This is a genomic window from Paraburkholderia sp. 2C (assembly GCF_054589215.1).
This window is the reverse complement of record NZ_BAAILL010000009.1, coordinates 1-18,266: the sequence shown is the minus strand read 5'-3', so window position 1 is coordinate 18,266 and position 18,266 is coordinate 1. Positions and strand designations below refer to the sequence as shown.

Sequence of the window (18,266 nt, the reverse complement as noted above, 5' to 3'; positions counted from 1 at the left end):
TCAGGTTGATTCGGTATCTGGAAGCGCCCGGCTTCTGCACCTTGGTTCGGGCGACCGCTATGGCCGTGTCTAGGCGTGTTGTGGTCGGGCTACTTGCGCAACCAAGAGCAAATGGTTCGCAGCATGCCTCCTGATACCTTGTGGTTCCATTTCAGTGAAGCGGCAACGGCGGCAATGCCAACATGTAACGGAAATGAACGGGAATTTTTCTCCCGCGAATAGTTCCTCTCCGTCATTGCGTGAGCATAGTTGAACAGCCACCGGTCGGGAACGGTGCCAAATAGCTTCCGGAACATGTCGTTGATCTCTGCATGCACTTTGACCCTCGCGCCCAGCGTCTTGTTGTCCGCGTAGAGTCTCGAACCCGCCAGCTTTTCCTGGAGAAACGCAAACTTAACGCCTGCTTTCCCTAGGCGAAGCCAATAAGCGTAGTCCATGCAATAGTTAAGCGATTCGTCGAGCAATCCGTGTTTCTCGACTACGCTGCGCCGAAAGAAGAGCGCGGGCTGGCAAATGAAGCAGGTCTCTTTAAGGCGCTCCAGATCCCACGGTTCAGATGGATATTCCTCGAACGCCTTGTCTTCCAGATCGATGTGGTCAGCCTGACCGTAGACAATTTCCACATCCGGGTGGGAATCGAAGTAAGCAACGACCTTGCTGATAGCGTCCGCATAATAAATATCGTCCGAGTTAAGCCAGCCGATGACTTCACCGCTGGTCGCCCGAATCCCTTTATTTACCGCGTCCGTTTGACCGTTATCCTTCTGCGAAACCCATCGCACCGGCGGCACAAACGCCTTAAGAACATCGACAGTATTGTCCTTACTGCCGCCGTCAAAGACCACATGCTCGATTTCCACACCTGTCTGAGATGCTACGCTTTGCAGCGTGCGCTCGATAAATTGTCCCTGGTTATATGACGGGGTGACGATACTGACTTTCATGCAGAGGTCTTCTCCGGAAACAACTGGAGGCTAAGGGAGTTGTTGGCAAGGATACTGCATCGTTTTAACATCGCGGAAAGTTCGCGCTGGTCGTCGCCGAGGCCTAAGCGTGCGGGGACGAAGGTCGGAGACAACTGCAATTCGCAATATCCACCGGCTTCATCGATCGGCAACGAGACGACAGCGGTTGCCGCGCGTTTGAGCTTGATTGGCGCACCATCCGCTTTTCCGTTGCGGATCACCTGCACGGCGATCGATCGTTGCGGCAGCCAATCCGGTGCCATCAACTCTATTTCGAGTCGACGCGCGCCTTGTAATGGAGCGACCTGTATTTTTAGCCCTTCGCCAATCCACCCATCAACCGCGACGCCTGTTATCAGATTCTCCTGCCGAGTATCGGCCAGCGCATGCTGGAACAACTCCCAGTACTCGTTCGCCATGCGCTGGGAATCGGCGAACTCTTCCGCGCGCTGTTGGCCTGCCGCGGCAAGCCGGGTCCGCAGCGTCTCGTCGTTGACGAGCGTCATCATTGCGTTTGCGATCTGATCAGGAACACGCGGGTCAAAAAGAATCGCGGCATCCGCGGCGACTTCCGGCAGCGATGTCGTGTTGCTGCACGCTACCGGTACGCCGGCAGTCATCGCTTCGATGACGGGCAGCCCGAACCCTTCATAGAGCGACGGAAAGACGACACCTCGCGAATGCGACATCAACGTCGCCAGTTCAGAGTTCGGCAGATAACCTGGAAAGACAATGCGGTCGCCGAGCCGCATATCATGTGCGGCATTCCTCAACCATTCCTGCCGCACACCGGGCGCGCCCGTGCATACAAGCTTGATATCGGCCGCCAACCCTTTACCGACAGCCATCCCGAACGCCGTCAGCAGCATCTCATGATTCTTGTGTTTCCAGAAGTTCGCGGGGTAGATCAAATACTGGTGCGACGCGATCCCTAGGCGATCAAGCACATCTGTGCTTTGATCCGTTTGCGGCGCGATCCGCCGCGCCATGCGCAAATAGATGGTCCGGATACGCGATGGATCGAGTCCACCATGCTCGATAGCAGACTGTCGCGAATATTCTGAAATAGCCGCAAGGGCCGTCGCCCTCCGTGATGCTTCCAGAAACGTTTGTGCACGATGCGCCACATCTTCCGGCGCGAAGAATTCCGGGTAGGTCTTGTATTGCAGATCGTAGATAGTGCAGACCGTGGGAATACCTGGCTCAAAATAGGTTGGAGCGGTAAATGGGCAGAAGAGCAGATCTACGCCCAAGTTGCGCAACAGTGCACTGGCCTCGCGCCGCTTAAGCCTCACGTTCAGCCGATATCCAACGCGGCCTACCACTCTTCTGAGTCGCCCCGGAATGCGCGGGCCGATACGCGATGCAAGTTGCTTGAGCCGCGGGCGCGCCGAGTTTGGCGAGACCGGGCCAATTACCATCCTGCGCTGCACGTTGGCGCGATCGAGCGATGCCAATTCATCATGGGACGCTGCCTGCGTAAGCAAAATGAACTGGGTCTCCGGCGCCATGTCTGCCAGTTGGCGCAGCAGATCCAATACGAAGATCTTCGCGCCGCCGTTCTCCCCGCCAGGTAGAACAGGCGTCAAATCGACTGCAACCCGAACAGGGCTTTTATTCATGGTTCTTCAATCCGTTTTTCTAGTTTCTCTGCTTCGCGCCAGTGTCCTAACCTGGCAAGCACCCTGAATGCAATGTGGCGGAACAGCCCCCGTACATCGCTGAGCAGTGAGGAAATCTCCTGTTCCTTTTCCGCAATCTGTTTTTCCGTTGTGGCGAGCCGCTGATCTCTCTCCGCGAGTTCTGCCTGTCTTGCCTGCAATTGAACTTCTCGCTCTGACACGCGCGCGTGGGTGTGCTTGACCATCGCAGTCAGTGTGGCGATCTGCTCGCCTCGCGCCAAGCGATCGGCCTCTGACTCGTGCACCATTCGAGTGAGCGTGTCGATCTGTTCTCCGCGCGCAATTCGATCTGCGAGCGACTCGAGCTCGCGTTCGCGCAAATCGAGCAATGCCGTCGTCATGCGTCCGTTCGGCGTGGACAGCAAAACTGCCTCTGCCTCTTCGCGGCTATGCGTATTCAGCGGCTTTCGGCTGACCACAAAGAACATGTCGTAATGGTCAAAAATCGCTTTCTCGAACGCAATATGCGACGCACCCAATTGCTCGAAGAACTGCGTGACCGACTTCTGGCTAAAAAGGTAGATATGTTCTTCGGGAAGCAGCATCTCGAGAAACCGGTCGCCTTCCGCGACGAAGTCCTCGTGCGCGCTGCCGTTCCTGAACTGCGGCGTCTGTATGATCAGCAAGCCGTCCGGTTTGAGCAACTCAAGACACCGGGCCATAGTTTTTGCCGGATCGGGCAGATGTTCAAGCACATCCATCGCAACGATGATATCTGCGCTTGCCAGTGGCGCGTCAAGGGTTTCGAGCGGCCCGAGCGACACCGGAACGCCAAACGTCTTTTGCCCGAATTCCACCACCCATGGGCTCATTTCGACGCCGGACGCCTCATAACCCGCGTGCTGCATCAGAGCGACAAAACTGCCATGCGAACATCCCAGCTCCAGGACTTTGGCTGGCGGGAGGCGGTACTTTAGCAGCGCTTTGAGCCAATAAAGGTTACGTTCCGTCAAATCGTTTCTTGCTCGCGCGAAAATGTCCGCGCTGCCGTGATCCCGTTGGCGCTCCAGCCAATAGTTTTTGCCGTAGAAGTCGGACTCGTCGTTCTGTACGAGCAGACGCTCGGGTGGCGTCGCCTCGAGATACACGAGCGTTCCGCAAGCATTACATTCGCCGTATTGATCGCCAAACGGTCGAAAGCTGGCATTTCCGCACCAACAGGTTCGCATGTTCCTCACCGGGGTTCCCGTACGAAAGGGTCAATCACATTAACCTCTTTTTCACTGCTCTTTGTCGGCCCGCCGGGAAATAATAATGAAGCAACTCTTTTCTCAGCGACACGGCGGTTTTTTTGTTGCACGGCTTGAAAGACCGCGACTGGTGGCCGCTATCCGCTAACCATTAAAACTTGAAGCCAGGCCATCTGTCGAGTTCGTCGCGGTGGGGCTCCTTTCGACCGAAATGGACATGCCGCCAGGCAAGTCCGCCACGCCGTGGTGCGTCAATTTCGCCACGCCGTTTTCCATCGCGAGCCCGACGGTAAACGATCCGACATTGGGGACGTGGCACTTGCGCGACTCGTGTGCGGACATTTCATCGTGCGACATCGAATCGCGCGCAGCCCAAACCTCATCAGTAATTGAGGCGAGGCCAACTTCAAACACATATTCGCCCGGGCCGATATCCAGCTTTACTTCCTGCTTGACCAGCACTCGCGAGTTAGGGCCGAGGCTTGCGGGGACGTCGCGCGCGCTTTGCCAACTGTTCTTGCCGTGCACGATCGTTCCTCGTTCGCTTTGTATGACAAGGCCGCAAATCGGAACGCCGATGTCCTCCGTCAAGGCGAACTCGTAGTAAAAGACAGCGACGTCGCCCTGACGGAAAGTGTTGGTCGGCTCACCCGCTTCGTTGCACAGCGCCACGCCGACGCAACGTGCGACTCCGCTGGTAACCTGCGATTTACTGCTCAGATCGATAAACGCCTCTGATGGCGGACGTCCCGCCGTGCTTGAAGGTTCGGCAGAAGTCTTTCTTCCATCCGGCAGCGCCTTGGCATGCGCTTGCGCCGCATCGCCAATCGCTGCGCGACTATCCACCTGATGCAACAGGTAGTAATGTTTGGCCGCCTCACCGGAAGGCCCGATAAATCGACACGTTCCATGATCCAGCAGCACGGCACGCTCACAATACTGCTCGATGTCGGGCATCGAGTGCGACACGAGCAGAATCGCCGCGCCCGAACTGCGCAGTTGCTCGAGGCGCGTGTAGCACTTCTTCCGGAAGAACACGTCGCCGACCGCCAGTGCTTCGTCGATGATAATGATCGACGCGTCGATGTGAGCCTGAACGGCAAACGCGAGACGCACGAACATCCCGCTCGAATACGTCATAACCGGCTGTTCGATGAAATCACCGATGTCGGCGAATTCGACAATCTGGTCATAGCGTGCTTCGATCTCGCGCTGCGACAGGCCGAGAATCCGCCCGTTCAGATAGACGTTGTCGCGCCCACTGAACTCCGGATTAAAGCCGCTGCCAAGTTCGAGTAGAGCGGCCACCCGGCCATTCACGCTCACCTCTCCATTGGTCGGCGCGAGCGTGCCAGCGAGAATTTGCAGTAGCGTGCTTTTGCCGCTTCCGTTGCGACCGATCACACCAATGGTTTCGCCTCGCCGAACCTGAAACGACACATCGCGCAGCGCCCAGAACTCACGAAAGTAGTGCGGCGCCGGCTTCTGCTTCGCGACATGCAGCGCGCTGCCGATCCGATTTGCCGTGCGATGCACGCGCGGCAGCACAAGCTGCTTGAGCCGGTCCCGTGGAGTTTTATAGATTTCGTAACGCTTGCTGAGGTTACGAACTTCGATGACATTTTCCTCAGACGACATCGGCGAAACCTCGACGGGACTTCTGGAACCACCAGTAACCTGTCTGGAAGATCAGTCCTCCCGCAATCAGGCTAAGGCCCCACGGTTGCCACTGAAATGGCTTGCCAAACAGCATCAGGTCACGCAATTGAAGTACGGGCAACGTGATCGGATTCCACACGAGAATGGCGCGGTACACAGGCGGCAACGATTCGATCGGATAGAAGACAGGCGCGAGAAACATCGAGATCGTCGCCACCATGCCGATGACTTGCGACAGGTCGCGCAAATAGACCCCGAGCGAGGCGAGAATCCACGACATGCCCATCACGATAAGAATGAGCGGCAGAAGGGCGAGCGGCACCAGCAAGATGCCCGCGTGGATGTTGACGTGGGACACGAGACAGAACGCCAGCAACACGCAGAAGCTAACCAGAAAATGCAGCAAAGCGGAGAGCAGCGCCATCCACGGAAGAATTTCCAATGGAAAGACCACCTTCTTCACGTAGTTCGCGTGGCTCGTGATGAGAGCCGGCGCCCGATTGAGACACTCCGCGAAGAAGCTGTGCACGATGATGCCCGAGAACAGCACGATCGCGAACGCAATCTTGCTCTCGTCGCTATGTCCGCCCCAGCGTGCCTTGAACGCGACGCTAAAGACGAATGTGTAGATGGCCAGCATCAGCAGCGGGTTGAACAGCGACCAGACAACACCGAGCATCGAGCCCTTGTAGCGCCCGATGAAGTCGCGCTTGACCAGCTCGCGAAGAAGCTCACGATGCCGGACCAAGCCTCTGAGCATAGCGGCCGGCGTCGCTGGATGGTAAGTAGACATCGACCAGATTGCCTGTCCTGATGAGTTACACAAAATGGCGTTCGCGCTGGCGAACACGCCCGCGAACCGCGTCAGGCGCGGCCGTAGATGTCGTCAAAGCGGACGATGTCGTCTTCGCCCAGATAGGCCCCGCTTTGGACTTCGATCATCACGAGACTCAAGATGCCCGGATTTTCCAGGCGGTGCTTATGACCGGCTGGAATGTAAGTCGATTCGTTCGTGTTGACGAAGAGCTCGGCATCGCCGTTGACGACCTTCGCCATGCCTCGCACGACAATCCAATGCTCGCTGCGATGATGATGCATCTGAAGGCTGAGGCTGGCGCCGGGCTTCACTTCGATACGCTTGATCTTGAAGCCGTTGCCTTCCTCGAGAACCGTGTACGTGCCCCAAGGACGGTGCACGGTTCGATGGATCTTATGTGCCTCGTGACCGGTTGCCTTGAGCTGTGCGTAAATATGCTTCACGTCCTGCGCGCTCGATTTTTTTGCGATCAGTACGGCATCGGGTGTGTCGACCACGATCAGGTCGTCCACGCCCACTGCGCCTACGAGGCGGTCCGTACTTTGTATGATGCAATTGTGTGTGTTGTAGGCGAGTGCGTCGCCGAGAATGCGGTTGCCGCTTTCATCTGCCTGCACGAGATTGCCTAGTGCCGTCCACGAGCCGATGTCAGTCCAGCCGATGCTGCAAGGGACAACGGCGATACGGTCGGACTTCTCCATCACCGCATAGTCGATGGATACGTCGGGTACGGTCTGGAAGGACTTGTTGTCAAGCTCGAGCTGCGTGAAGCCATTGCCCTGTGCTTCGCGCGACAGCTCCGCGCATGCGGCGGTTGCGGCGAACACGTCGGGGCAGTGCAGTTCCAGCTGTTTCAGCATCGTTCCCGCAGTGAAGCAGAAGATGCCCGAGTTCCACAGGAACCTGCCCGACGCGAGATATTCCTGCGCTTTTTCGAGCGATGGCTTCTCAACGAAGCGCAGCACTTCATTGCCCTTTGCTTCGATGTAGCCGTAACCGGTTTCCGGCGCATTGGGTTCGATCCCAAAGGTGACCAGTTTGCCGGCGGCGGCCAGCTCGCTCGCCTTCGCGACGGCCGTTTCGAATGCGGCTTGATCGGTGATCAGGTGGTCGGCGGCGAGGACGAGCATCAGCGCATCCGGGCCATACCGCTTTATCACCTGCAGCACGGCGATCGCGATGGCCGCAGCAGTATTACGCCCACAGGGCTCAAGTACGAATGAAGTAGGCAAATCTGCAGTATTGACTTCCCGGAATTCGTCCTGCGTTTTGAAGAGCAACTCGCGATTCGTGACCGTCAGAATCTCGGCCACGCCGGGCAATTGGGCGCCGCGCAGGAATGCCTTCTGCAACAGACTTTGCCCGTCCTCAAGACGAATAAAAGGCTTGGGGTGAAGTTCGCGGGAAACAGGCCAGAGTCTGGAGCCGGCACCGCCGCAAAGGATAGTCGTAATCAACTGCATAACCTTCCCTAGTGTCTTTTTAAGCCTCGATACCGAGCTTCGTAGCCTGCGGTTATCACCGGCCGGGTGCTAACTGCAACTGGTCAGACGTAAGCGCCGCCGTTTTTCGAGCAGCTAACGCTTTCGCCGAGGTCAGACTGATTATCGAGCCTTTTCTAGCTTTTCCTGGCCGCCCGAATATAGCAGCCATGCTCTGATGCAGTCCAGCCAGACTACCCTGCCGTGTGCTCGCAATGTGGAGCGAGTGTCCGACGATAGACTTAAGGGCGTGCAGTGGTAGCGCGAGCGGGGAAGGTGCTTCGTTCGATGACTCACTGCCAAGAGCCGCCCTTGTTGAGAGGGTGCGTAAGTATACCAAACGCGGCGGATACAGAGCAATTTGGCCGGGCCGCCTCGCCCTAGCGCGATGATGTGTTGGATTTATGACACTTGACAACGACTTCGCATCGAAGGCGAAAAACGGTGAAGGAACCGCTTCACGTCCGGACGCGTACGGTAAGATACGGCCTTGGTCGCGATTACCGCGCAGACGGTCGTGCCCGACCAGCAATCGACCGCTGGTAATACCTTTCCGATTTTACAAATAACAACATTTTTCTGGCCCGCTACATGTCACCATCTTGCTGCGTCGACTTCACCTCGATGTAAGTGAAGGACTTCGCTATCTCATTCGAATACCCTTGGGCTCGTCGTTGTACGCGCGTCGCCGCCTCCGGGCGGACCTCTAAATGTGGCGCGCGCGCACGGGGCCTATCGACCAACGATCCAAAGAGGCAAATATGCCCAACGGTAATAGGTCGGTTCTTGTTACTTATCCCTTCAGCCTTGGAAGTAATTTATGCGTATAGGCTTCGATATTTCTCAGACAGGCTCCGGCAAAGCGGGATGCGGTTATTTCGCGCATGCCATAGCGACTGCGATGATAGGTATCGCTCCACAACACTCATATTTTCTCTACCCAAGCTTTGGCGATTTCTATTTCGACGCGCGCATGCCCGTGCTCAATCCATATTCTGGCGATCACGTCGAATATGGCCCACGTCACTTAACGCGCGAAACCGCACGCGCATTCTGGACAAAGAACGACACCGAAGCCTCGCTCGGTTCGCCGGACATCGTCCATTCGAACAACTTCTGGTCGCCGGTGCAGTTCTCTACGACCCGTCTGGTCTATACGTTCTACGATATGGGCTTCACGATCGACCCGACATGGACAACCGAGGCAAACAGGCTCGGCTGTTTCGAAGGGGTGTTTCGATCGGCCGTTGCGGCGGACTGGATCATCGCGATTTCGAAGGCATCGCGCGATCACTATCTGAGCGTGTTTCCTCATTTTCCCGAAGAGCGCATGCGCGTGGTCTACCCGTGCTCGCGCTTCACCGATCCGTCTGATCCCGGAAAGCGTCCGAAGGCGCTTGAAGGTATAGCCGAAGGCGGTTTCTGGCTCAACGTCGGGACGATCGAGCCGCGCAAGAACCAACGGCGCCTTGCCGCGGCCTATGCGCGCTACCTGGCGCTTGGTGGGGCGCCGATGCCCCTCGTGCTCGCCGGTGGCAAAGGCTGGCTGATGGAGGACTTCACGAAGTACCTGGCCGAGCTTGGTGTCGAACAGAACGTCATCATGACCGGCTATGTGTCGGACGAAGAGCTCGTCTGGCTGTATCGCAACTGTTATGCAAGTCTTTACCCTTCGCTGTTTGAAGGGTTTGGTCTGCCGGTGCTCGAAGGAATGCAAATGGGAGCGCCGACGATCACATCTACTACGAGTTCAATTCCCGAGGTGGCAGGAGACGCCGCCATTCTTCTCGATCCAAAAGACCCCGAGGCATGGGCGCATGCGATGTTGCGTCTCTCTCAGGATCAGAACGAGCGGAATGAGCGTAGCGCGGCAAGTCTGAAGCAATCTGGACGTTTTGAATGGCGGCGCAGTGCGGAAGATCTGCTTGGTATCTATGAAGAGGCGCTGGCCTCGCCTAAGCGGAGCGTGATGAGATGAAGATTGCATTGATTACTGGCATCACTGGCCAGGATGGGTCCTTCCTCGCTGAATTTTTGCTCGACCGCGGCTACAAGGTTTATGGGTTTACCCGGCGCGAAAGCTGGATCAAGCCCAATAACTCGAGCCACCTCGCCGACCGGATCACCGTGCTGTTCGGCGACATGTCAGAAGGCATCGACATCGCCAATGCTTTGCAGGAAGCGAAGCCTGACGAAATCTACAACCTCGCATCGCAGTCGCGCCCGGGTGAGTCCTGGTCGCGTTCCGCCGAGACACTCGTGATCAACGGACTCGGCGCAATCCGCCTATTCGAAGCGGTGCGGCACGGCCTGCCCATCACGCGAATCTATCACGCGTCCTCGTCGGAAATGTTCGGGCATGCGACGGTGATCCCGCAAAACGAAAACACGCCGTTTCAACCGCTGAATCCCTATGCGGCCGCGAAAGTGTACGCGCATCAGATGGCACGCATTTGCCGCGACAGCTACGGCATGTTCATTTCAAGCGGCATATTGTTCAACCACGAGAGCGAGCGCCGGCCTTTACACTTCGTGACGCAAAAGATAGCCTATGGCGCAGCTTGTGCGTCGTTGGGCATCACCAATTCCCTCGACCGGAACGAGCGCGGTCAGCCGATCGTCGCGAACGGCAAGCTGGCGCTCGGCAATCTCGACGTCGCGCGTGACTGGGGGCACGCAATCGATTTTGTCAGGGCAATGTGGGTCATGTTGCAGCAGGAAAAGCCTGATGATTTCGTCGTGGGAACGGGGCAACTGCACACGCTGCGCGACCTGTGCCATGTGGCATACGGGCGCGTGGGACTAGACTGGAAAGACCACGTCATCAGCGACCCCGCCTTGGTGCGGCCGCTGGAAACGGGGCAGACATTGGCAGATCCATCGAAAGCTCGCAAGGTACTCAACTGGGAGCCGGCTATCAGCTTCGAAGAGATGGTCGGAAAAATGGTTGATGCGCAACTGGAAAGGCTCAGTCGCAGGACTGGACGTGGCGAGTAAAAATATCTATCTTGACGGGTTTGCTACGCGGATTAAGTGACGATGAAAAAGGCTCTAATTACCGGTATCACCGGCCAGGACGGTTCGTATCTGGCCGAGTTTCTGTTGTCTAAAGGTTATGAAGTGCACGGCATCAAACGCCGTGCATCGCTGTTCAATACCGAACGCATCGATCACATTTATGAAGACCCGCATGCACAGCATGCACGTCTAAAGTTGCACTACGGTGACTTGACCGATACGTCGAACCTGATTCGTATCCTGCAGGAAGTGCAGCCCGATGAGGTGTACAACCTCGGCGCGCAATCGCACGTCGCCGTCAGCTTCGAGTCGCCTGAATATACGGCCGATGTCGACGCGATCGGCGCACTCAGACTTCTGGAGGGCATTCGTTTCCTCGGTCTGGAAAAGAAAACGCGCTTTTACCAGGCGAGCACGTCGGAACTTTATGGGCTGGTTCAGGAAATTCCGCAAAAGGAAACCACGCCTTTTTATCCGCGATCGCCTTATGCCGTTGCAAAACTCTATGCGTACTGGATCACGGTGAACTATCGCGAGGCATACGGGCTGTATGCGTGTAACGGTATTCTGTTTAACCACGAATCGGCACGGCGCGGGGAAACCTTTGTCACGCGAAAGATTACGCGTGGCTTGGCGAATATCGCGCAGGGCCTCGAGCAGTGCATTTTCATGGGTAATCTGAGCGCCTTGCGTGACTGGGGTCATGCAAAAGATTACGTCGAAATGCAGTGGCTGATGCTGCAGCAGGATCAAGCGGAAGACTTCGTCATTGCAACGGGCGTGCAATACAGCGTGCGCGCGTTCATCGAGAAGGCCGCCAAACGCCTTGGTGTGACGCTCGCGTGGGAAGGTTCGGGCGTGGACGAGCAAGGACGCGTGGCGGCAGTCGAGGGCGACGACGCTCCGGGCGTGAAGGTTGGCGACGTGATCGTGAAGATCGACCCGCGTTACTTCCGTCCGTCGGAAGTGGAGACGTTGCTCGGCGATCCGGGCAAGGCGAAAGAGCGCCTCGGCTGGGTGCCGAAAATCACGCTGGACGAAATGGTCGAAGAGATGGTGGCAAGCGACCTCGACAAGGCTCGCCAGCATGCGCTGCTCAAAAGCAAAGGCTTTAACGTTTCGGTCGGGCGCGAGTGAGGCTCAGCTTGAACAAGAACGCAAAAATATACGTCGCCGGGCATCGGGGGATGGTTGGTTCGGCGTTACATCGCCTGCTGCAGAAGAAGGGCTACACAAACCTCGTAACCCGGACCCGCGACGAGCTCGACCTTCTGGACCAGGCAGCGGTACGCGGCTTTTTCGAGGCCGAGCGTCCCGAATACGTCTTTGTTGCCGCGGCGAAGGTGGGCGGCATCTACGCCAACAATGCGTATGGCGCGGACTTCATCTTCGAGAATCTGGCTGTCGAAACGAACGTCATTAACAGCGCGCATAAGGCCGGTGTCGATCGCTTGTGCTTTCTCGGTTCGAGCTGCATTTATCCTCGCGACTGCCCGCAGCCCATCAAGGAAGAGTATCTGCTGACCGGCCCGCTCGAGCCGACCAACGAGCCCTATGCGATTGCAAAAATCGCGGGCGTGAAGATGTGCGAGAGCTACAACCGCCAGTACGGCCGGCGCTATGTTTCCGTCATGCCCACGAATCTCTACGGCCCCAACGACAACTACGACCTGAAGAATAGTCACGTGCTGCCGGCGCTGATCCGCAAAGCGCATGAGGCGAAAGTTGGCGGTGCCAGAGACCTGACCGTATGGGGCTCCGGCAAGCCGATGCGTGAGTTCCTGTATGTCGACGATCTCGCCGAGGCCTGCGTGTTCCTGATGGAAAAAGACATCGGTGAAGGTCTGTTCAACATCGGCACGGGCGCGGACGTCACGATTCGCGAACTCGCGAAAACCATCATGAGCGTGGTTGGCTTTAATGGCGAAATCGTATTCGACTCGAGCAAACCCGATGGCACGCCGCGCAAGCTGCTGAACGTGGGCCGGATGAAAGACCTCGGGTGGGAGGCGAAAACGTCGCTGCGTGACGGCATCGCACTGGCCTATGCCGACTTCCTCAAGTCAGCGGCGTAACACGTACTGGCGGACATGGTCCGCCCCGGGCGACGTCGATGACTTTGTCAGTTCTTGTTTCCGGTGCAAACGGCTTCGTCGGCAAGGCGCTTTCAAGCGCCCTTCTAAAAGACGGGCGTGATGTCACGGGCCTCGTGCGACGCGCGGGAACGGTGGGAGCCGGCGTGCGCGAATGGCTGCTGCAAGCGGACGACTTCGCAAATATCGAGCAACTGTGGCGCGGCGATATCCGATGCGATGTCGTGATTCACCTCGCGGCTCGCGTGCATGTGATGCACGACACGTCGGCTGATCCGCTGGCGGCGTACCGCGCGACGAACGTGAACGGGTCGCTTCGGTTGGCGAAGGCGGCCAGAGCGGCCGGCGCTCGACGCTTCGTCTATATCAGTAGCGTCAAGGCGATTGCGGAAGCCAGTACCGGAGCACCGCTGCGCGAGTCCGATACACCGGCGCCGCAGGACCCGTATGGCGTCTCCAAGCTCGAAGCCGAGCGTGCGCTGCTGAACTTTGGTCGCGAGAGCGGCCTCGAGGTGGTGGTCGTGCGCCCGCCGCTGATCTACGGGGCGGGCGTGCGTGCGAATTTCTTCAGCCTGATGCGAGCGATCGCTGGCGGCATACCTTTGCCTTTGGGTGCGGTGCGCGCGCGACGCAGTATGGTCTACATCGGTAATCTCGTGCATGCGTTGATCCAATGCGCCGTCGATCCTCGCGCGGCTGGCCAGACCTTCCACGTGACCGATGGCTACGATCCGACCGTGGCGGAACTGGCGCGGCTGCTCGCGAAGCCGATGAACGCGCATGCCCGGCTGCTTCCGGTTCCGCCCTCATGGTTGCGGGTGGCGGGACGCCTGACCGGGAAGTCCGCGCAGGTGGATCGTTTGATCGGCGAGTTGCGGCTCGATACTCGCCACATCCAGGAGGTCCTTGGATGGAAGCCGCCCTTTACATTGGAGCAGGGGCTTACAGAAACGGCCGCATGGTATCGCACGGAGAACGGTCATGCGTGCGCTGCTTGATGGGCTGCCCATGGGGCTGCCTGTGACGGTGATGGTGTGCGCGATCGTCGCGCTCTTCGCTTGCGCAGCGATCCTCAAGACGCTGCTCGTCACGGGCCTCGCATGGCGCCTCGCCATGGACATCCCTAACGCGCGTTCGTTGCATACACGTCCGACGCCGCGCATCGGAGGGTGGGGCGTCGTGCCGGTCTCAGTGATCCTGATTGGAGTCGTGGCGCCCGCACTTTGGCTCACGGCTTGCCTCGCGGTGCTGCTCGCTGTGATGTCGCAGATAGACGATCGCCGCGGTCTGCCTGCGCGAATTCGCTTTGGCGGGCATGTGGCCGCAGTGGCGATTCTGATCGTTTCGTACCCCGCGGACGCGCCTGTGTGGGTCCTGCTTGGCGTGGGTTTTCTGCTCGTATGGCTGGTGAATCTTTACAATTTTATGGACGGTAGTGACGGACTCGCGGGAGGCATGGGCATGTTCGGCTTCGGCGGCTACGCGCTTGCTGCGTTGCTCGCGCAACATCCCGATCCGGTGCTGGCACTCGCCGCGGCAGCGGTGGCCGGTGCTGCCGCAGGTTTCCTGATCTTCAATTTTTATCCAGCCAGAATATTTCTGGGCGACGTGGGGTCCATCCCCTTAGGGTTTCTCGCAGGTGCGCTGGGCTACTGGGGATGGCGAAATGCAGTCTGGCCGGCATGGTTGCCGGCCATGGTCTTCGCGCCATTCATTTGCGATGCGTCGATTACGCTGCTCAAACGCTTGTCACGGGGAGAGAAATTCTGGCAGGCACATCGAGAACATTACTATCAGAGAATGGTTCAATCCGGCTTGGGTCATGCGTTGACGGCAGGGCTCTGGTACGCGCTGATGGCGGTTGGCATAGTCCTCGCTTTGATCGCGCTGCAGTTGCCCGCCTCGTATCAGTGGTTCGTCATTGGGTGTTGGGCTGTCGTTCTGGTTGTGGCCGGCGCGTGGGTCGATCGGCGCTGGCACCAGCATATGTCGAACGTGGGGCAACCTGAGGTCTTACGCAAATGATCAAAGTGAAAGCCCGTTGGCTGTCTATCAGCGCTTTTGTGTTCGACTTGTTGGCGGTCGTCCTCGCCTGGACGCTCGCGTACATCATTCGCTTCAATGGCCCTGTTCCCGAGCAGTTTGCTCACGGCGGGCTCGAAGCCCTGATGTGGGTTCTGGTGGTCTATGCCGTGCTGTTCCGCAGTTACGGTCTGTATCGCGGCATGTGGGTGTTTGCCAGTCTGCCGGACCTGATGCGCATCGCGAAGGCGGTGGCAGTCGGTGCGCTGGTGGTCATGATCGGCTCGGTTCTACTGCAGCCTTACCCAGTCATTCCGCGGTCGGTGCTGCTTATTTCGCCGCTGTTCCTGTTTCTGATCATGGGCGGCTCGCGCGCGCTGTATCGCGCTGCCAAAGAGTTTTACCGCTACGGTGGCCTCGTCGGGCAGGGGCGGCCGGTGCTGGTCATAGGCGCGGGAAGCGCGGCGGCGAGTCTCATCCGCGAACTGAAGCGCTCGGGCGAGTGGCGTCTGGTCGGTATTCTCGACGACGACCCGACCAAACAGGGCCGCGAACTTTATGGCTGCCGCGTGCTCGGTTCGATCGGCGATTTGCAGAAGGTCGCCTCCGGATTGAAGGTCGAGCATGTGATCATCGCCGTTCCATCGGCGCCGGTTGAAGCGCACCGCCGTATTGCGTCGCTGTGCGTGCGCGCGGGCGTGCGGGCGTTGGTATTGCCCGCCCTGACTCCGCTGACGCAAGGGCAGCCGTTCCTGTCGCGTGTCCGCCAGATCGATCTGGAAGACCTGCTCGGGCGCGAGTCTGTGATGATCGATACGGCGCACGTCGAAGAACTGCTGAAAAGTCGCGTAGTGATGGTGACGGGCGCGGGTGGCTCGATCGGATCGGAGTTGTGCCGGCAGATGCTGCGCTTCCGTCCCGCACAGCTCATTGCTTATGACGTTTCCGAGTTTGCGGTCTATCAGCTCAACGAGGAACTGCGCGACAAGTTTCCTGAAACGGCCGTCATTCCGGTAATCGGCGATGTGAAAGACGCGTTGCTGCTCGACCAGGTGATGGCGCGATATACGCCGCACATCGTTTTCCATGCGGCGGCCTACAAGCATGTGCCGTTGATGGAAGAGATCAACTCGTGGCAGGCCGTACGCAACAATGTTCTGGGCACGTATCGTGTGGCACGTGCGGCGATGCGCCGCGACGTTGCTCACTTCGTACTGATCTCGACCGACAAGGCGGTGAACCCGACCAACGTGATGGGCGCGACCAAACGCCTTGCGGAAATGGTTTGCTCAGCGTTGCAGCAGGGCAGCCGCCGTACGCGCTTCGAGACGGTGCGCTTCGGGAATGTACTTGGCAGCGCCGGCAGCGTGATTCCGAAGTTTCAGGATCAGATTGCGCGCGGCGGACCACTGACCGTCACGCATCCGGAAATCACGCGCTTCTTCATGACCATTCCCGAGGCGTCGCAGCTCGTTCTGCAGGCGTCGAGCATGGGACGTGGCGGCGAGATTTTTATCCTCGATATGGGCAAGCCAGTGCGGATTGCGGATCTGGCTCGCGACCTGATTGGTCTCTACGGATTCTCGGAAGAGCAGATCAGGATCGTGTACACGGGACTGCGGCCGGGCGAAAAGCTTTACGAGGAGCTCCTCGCCGACGAAGAGACGACGGTTCGAACCCCACACCCGAAACTGCGGATCGCGCGTGCGAGAGACGTGTCGATCGACCTCGTCGACGAGCTTTTGCCGTGGCTCCAGCAGCGCCGCGTGCCGACCGACGACGAGGTACGCCGCGATTTGCGCCGGTGGGTGCCGGAGTATCAGCCCGCTACCGTGCCGGTTGTGCAATCTGCTACGCCGCAAGGGCCGAAAGCGGCGTTGTACTAGGTTGATTCCGCGCGACGCGCGGCTGGCCGCGAGTGCCGGCGCGCGCGCCCATCGCTAACTTTTGTGGCCCTTGCGCACCACCAACCACCGCGGCGACTTGAACCGCACAATACTCACATAAAGCCACACATAAGTCGCCGCAAACACCACGACAAAGCAGAACAGGTGCACCGTATGCCGCCAGAACAGGGTGGCCGGAATCACCGCAATCAGACACAGCAGCCATAGGTACGGCGACGTCAGCGAATTGCGCTGCGTCAGCTCCCGCGCCGTCTTCACGCCCACCGCCCAACGCATCAAGCGCTTATAAACGAGCATATGCAGGTGCACGCCGTCCGGAATGCCGGGCGACATCCCGCGAATAAACTTCTTCCGATAGATCGAGAAGCACGTCTCGAAGATGGGGTACATGAACAGCAGCACCGGATACCACGCGGACACATCGCGATTGCGCATCACGAGCATGATCGACAGCTCGCCGAGCATGAAGCCGACGAAGTACGCGCCGCCGTCGCCAAGAAAAATCAGCCCCGCCGGGAAGTTCCAGATAAAGAAGCCCATTACCGCGCCCATCATGATCAGCGACGCCGAGAGCACGACCGGGTCATGCACCTGGAACGCCACATACCCAAGCGACGCGAACATCATGAACGCGACCATCGAGGCGAGCCCGTTGAAGCCGTCGATGATATTGATCGCATTCGCGAGCGCCGCGACCGCGAGCACCGTGACGCCGCATGAGATAGCCGCGTAAGTCAGCAGAAAATCGAGCGGCGGCACGCTGATGCGCGTGACCGCGATGTGGAGCAGAAAGTAGGCGAGCGCCGCGGCCGCCATCGTACAGATCAGGCGCGCCAACGGCGAGACACGCTTGGTCAGGTCTTCGATCAGTCCGGCGCCGAACGCGGGCAATCCGCACGCCACGAGAAACAGAATGCCGTTGGACACCGCCGGATACGCATGTTGCAACTGCGCGGCCGACGCAACGAGACCCAGCAGTATGCCAATCCCGCCGACCCGTGGCACCGGATTCACATGGAATTTCTGGGCGCCCGACAAATCGTTGTCGAGCGAGAACCGTTCATGCAGATGCGCATAGCGGACGATCAGCAGCGTAATCAGCAGGGAAACGATGAAACCGAGCGCGAAGCTGAGCATGAGAGGAGGCCGGACAGTGGGCCGGCAAGGGCGGCCCGGACACAAAACGCACGATTATACAAATGATCCATGACGCATCCGGCATCGCGCATCCCCGGCGTCCTTATCTTCGTCTCATGGATTGTCCCTATCCGCCGGCAGGGCCCTGCTGCCGTTATGACGAGTGCGGAGAATTCAGCACACAGCCGCGATCATGTTCCGGAGATGGTATGGACGCCTCCCTCCCACGTCGGGCTAGGTAGGCAGCAAGAACGGCGGAGCCCTCGCTATACCCGACGGCATCAGAGTGCCAAAG

The 18,266-nt window shown here is 58.5% G+C and carries 14 protein-coding genes; 7 read left to right on the top strand and 7 right to left on the bottom strand.

Features of this window, described 5'->3' with window-relative positions; translation table 11 throughout:
- Positions 1–89 precede the first annotated feature (89 nt).
- The 6 genes from ACYPXD_RS01050 to ACYPXD_RS01025 form a co-directional block, all read right to left on the bottom strand.
- Positions 90–944 (bottom strand): glycosyltransferase family 2 protein, encoded by an 855-nt coding sequence (locus ACYPXD_RS01050; RefSeq protein WP_459706466.1) that lies wholly within the window; start codon positions 942–944, stop codon positions 90–92.
- Complete coding sequence (locus ACYPXD_RS01045; RefSeq protein WP_459706464.1) at positions 941–2,587, bottom strand: glycosyltransferase family 4 protein; 1,647 nt, start codon at positions 2,585–2,587, stop codon at positions 941–943. Before ACYPXD_RS01045 ends, ACYPXD_RS01050 begins: the two co-directional genes overlap by 4 nt.
- Positions 2,584–3,735: a class I SAM-dependent methyltransferase gene (locus ACYPXD_RS01040; RefSeq protein WP_459706462.1), complete on the bottom strand. Its 1,152-nt coding sequence runs from the start codon at positions 3,733–3,735 to the stop codon at positions 2,584–2,586. Before ACYPXD_RS01040 ends, ACYPXD_RS01045 begins: the two co-directional genes overlap by 4 nt.
- Before the next feature lie 246 nt (positions 3,736–3,981).
- Positions 3,982–5,475, bottom strand: a complete 1,494-nt coding sequence (locus ACYPXD_RS01035) for an ABC transporter ATP-binding protein (RefSeq protein WP_459706460.1) — start codon at positions 5,473–5,475, stop codon at positions 3,982–3,984.
- Positions 5,465–6,256, bottom strand: coding sequence for an ABC transporter permease (locus tag ACYPXD_RS01030; RefSeq protein ID WP_459706457.1), 792 nt, complete (start codon positions 6,254–6,256; stop codon positions 5,465–5,467). The genes ACYPXD_RS01035 and ACYPXD_RS01030 overlap by 11 nt, the downstream gene beginning before the upstream one ends.
- Positions 6,257–6,360: 104 nt before the next feature.
- Positions 6,361–7,776, bottom strand: coding sequence for a mannose-1-phosphate guanylyltransferase/mannose-6-phosphate isomerase (locus ACYPXD_RS01025; RefSeq protein WP_459706455.1), 1,416 nt, complete (start codon positions 7,774–7,776; stop codon positions 6,361–6,363).
- An 838-nt stretch (positions 7,777–8,614) separates the two neighbouring features.
- Between ACYPXD_RS01025 and ACYPXD_RS01020 the strand changes: the two genes are divergently transcribed.
- From ACYPXD_RS01020 to ACYPXD_RS00990, 7 genes are read left to right on the top strand one after another with little or no spacing between them, the layout of a single operon-like run.
- Entirely contained in the window at positions 8,615–9,772 is a 1,158-nt protein-coding gene (locus ACYPXD_RS01020; protein WP_459706453.1) for a glycosyltransferase family 4 protein, read from the top strand.
- Positions 9,769–10,791: a GDP-mannose 4,6-dehydratase gene (locus tag ACYPXD_RS01015; RefSeq protein WP_459706451.1), complete on the top strand. Its 1,023-nt coding sequence runs from the start codon at positions 9,769–9,771 to the stop codon at positions 10,789–10,791. Before ACYPXD_RS01020 ends, ACYPXD_RS01015 begins: the two co-directional genes overlap by 4 nt.
- Positions 10,792–10,833: 42 nt before the next feature.
- Positions 10,834–11,949: a GDP-mannose 4,6-dehydratase gene (gene gmd, locus ACYPXD_RS01010; protein WP_459706448.1), complete on the top strand. Its 1,116-nt coding sequence runs from the start codon at positions 10,834–10,836 to the stop codon at positions 11,947–11,949.
- A gap of 8 nt (positions 11,950–11,957) precedes the next feature.
- On the top strand, positions 11,958–12,887 hold the full coding sequence (gene fcl / locus ACYPXD_RS01005; protein WP_459706446.1) for a GDP-L-fucose synthase: 930 nt from the start codon (positions 11,958–11,960) through the stop codon (positions 12,885–12,887).
- 38 nt (positions 12,888–12,925) lie between these two features.
- Positions 12,926–13,903 (top strand): UDP-glucose 4-epimerase family protein, encoded by a 978-nt coding sequence (locus tag ACYPXD_RS01000; protein ID WP_459706444.1) that lies wholly within the window; start codon positions 12,926–12,928, stop codon positions 13,901–13,903.
- Positions 13,887–14,930, top strand: a complete 1,044-nt coding sequence (locus tag ACYPXD_RS00995) for an MraY family glycosyltransferase (RefSeq protein ID WP_459706441.1) — start codon at positions 13,887–13,889, stop codon at positions 14,928–14,930. The genes ACYPXD_RS01000 and ACYPXD_RS00995 overlap by 17 nt, the downstream gene beginning before the upstream one ends.
- A complete protein-coding gene (locus tag ACYPXD_RS00990) occupies positions 14,927–16,813 on the top strand; it encodes a polysaccharide biosynthesis protein (RefSeq protein WP_459706439.1) in 1,887 nt (628 codons plus the stop codon). The genes ACYPXD_RS00995 and ACYPXD_RS00990 overlap by 4 nt, the downstream gene beginning before the upstream one ends.
- A 54-nt stretch (positions 16,814–16,867) precedes the next feature.
- Here ACYPXD_RS00990 and ACYPXD_RS00985 read toward each other — a convergent pair whose 3' ends face one another.
- Positions 16,868–17,971: an MraY family glycosyltransferase gene (locus ACYPXD_RS00985; protein ID WP_459706437.1), complete on the bottom strand. Its 1,104-nt coding sequence runs from the start codon at positions 17,969–17,971 to the stop codon at positions 16,868–16,870.
- Positions 17,972–18,266 lie beyond the last annotated feature (295 nt).

What these genes read in the sequence shown, in the direction of transcription:
- ACYPXD_RS01050 (WP_459706466.1), bottom strand. Translation starts at nt 944, where the DNA reads ATGAAAGTCAGTATCGTCACCCCGTCATATAACCAGGGACAATTTATC.
- ACYPXD_RS01045 (WP_459706464.1), bottom strand. Translation starts at nt 2,587, where the DNA reads ATGAATAAAAGCCCTGTTCGGGTTGCAGTCGATTTGACGCCTGTTCTA.
- ACYPXD_RS01035 (WP_459706460.1), bottom strand. Translation starts at nt 5,475, where the DNA reads ATGTCGTCTGAGGAAAATGTCATCGAAGTTCGTAACCTCAGCAAGCGT.
- ACYPXD_RS01030 (WP_459706457.1), bottom strand. Translation starts at nt 6,256, where the DNA reads ATGCTCAGAGGCTTGGTCCGGCATCGTGAGCTTCTTCGCGAGCTGGTC.
- ACYPXD_RS01025 (WP_459706455.1), bottom strand. Translation starts at nt 7,776, where the DNA reads ATGCAGTTGATTACGACTATCCTTTGCGGCGGTGCCGGCTCCAGACTC.
- ACYPXD_RS01020 (WP_459706453.1), top strand. Translation starts at nt 8,615, where the DNA reads ATGCGTATAGGCTTCGATATTTCTCAGACAGGCTCCGGCAAAGCGGGA.
- ACYPXD_RS01015 (WP_459706451.1), top strand. Translation starts at nt 9,769, where the DNA reads ATGAAGATTGCATTGATTACTGGCATCACTGGCCAGGATGGGTCCTTC.
- gmd (WP_459706448.1), top strand. Translation starts at nt 10,834, where the DNA reads ATGAAAAAGGCTCTAATTACCGGTATCACCGGCCAGGACGGTTCGTAT.
- ACYPXD_RS01000 (WP_459706444.1), top strand. Translation starts at nt 12,926, where the DNA reads ATGACTTTGTCAGTTCTTGTTTCCGGTGCAAACGGCTTCGTCGGCAAG.
- ACYPXD_RS00995 (WP_459706441.1), top strand. Translation starts at nt 13,887, where the DNA reads ATGCGTGCGCTGCTTGATGGGCTGCCCATGGGGCTGCCTGTGACGGTG.
- ACYPXD_RS00990 (WP_459706439.1), top strand. Translation starts at nt 14,927, where the DNA reads ATGATCAAAGTGAAAGCCCGTTGGCTGTCTATCAGCGCTTTTGTGTTC.
- ACYPXD_RS00985 (WP_459706437.1), bottom strand. Translation starts at nt 17,971, where the DNA reads ATGCTCAGCTTCGCGCTCGGTTTCATCGTTTCCCTGCTGATTACGCTG.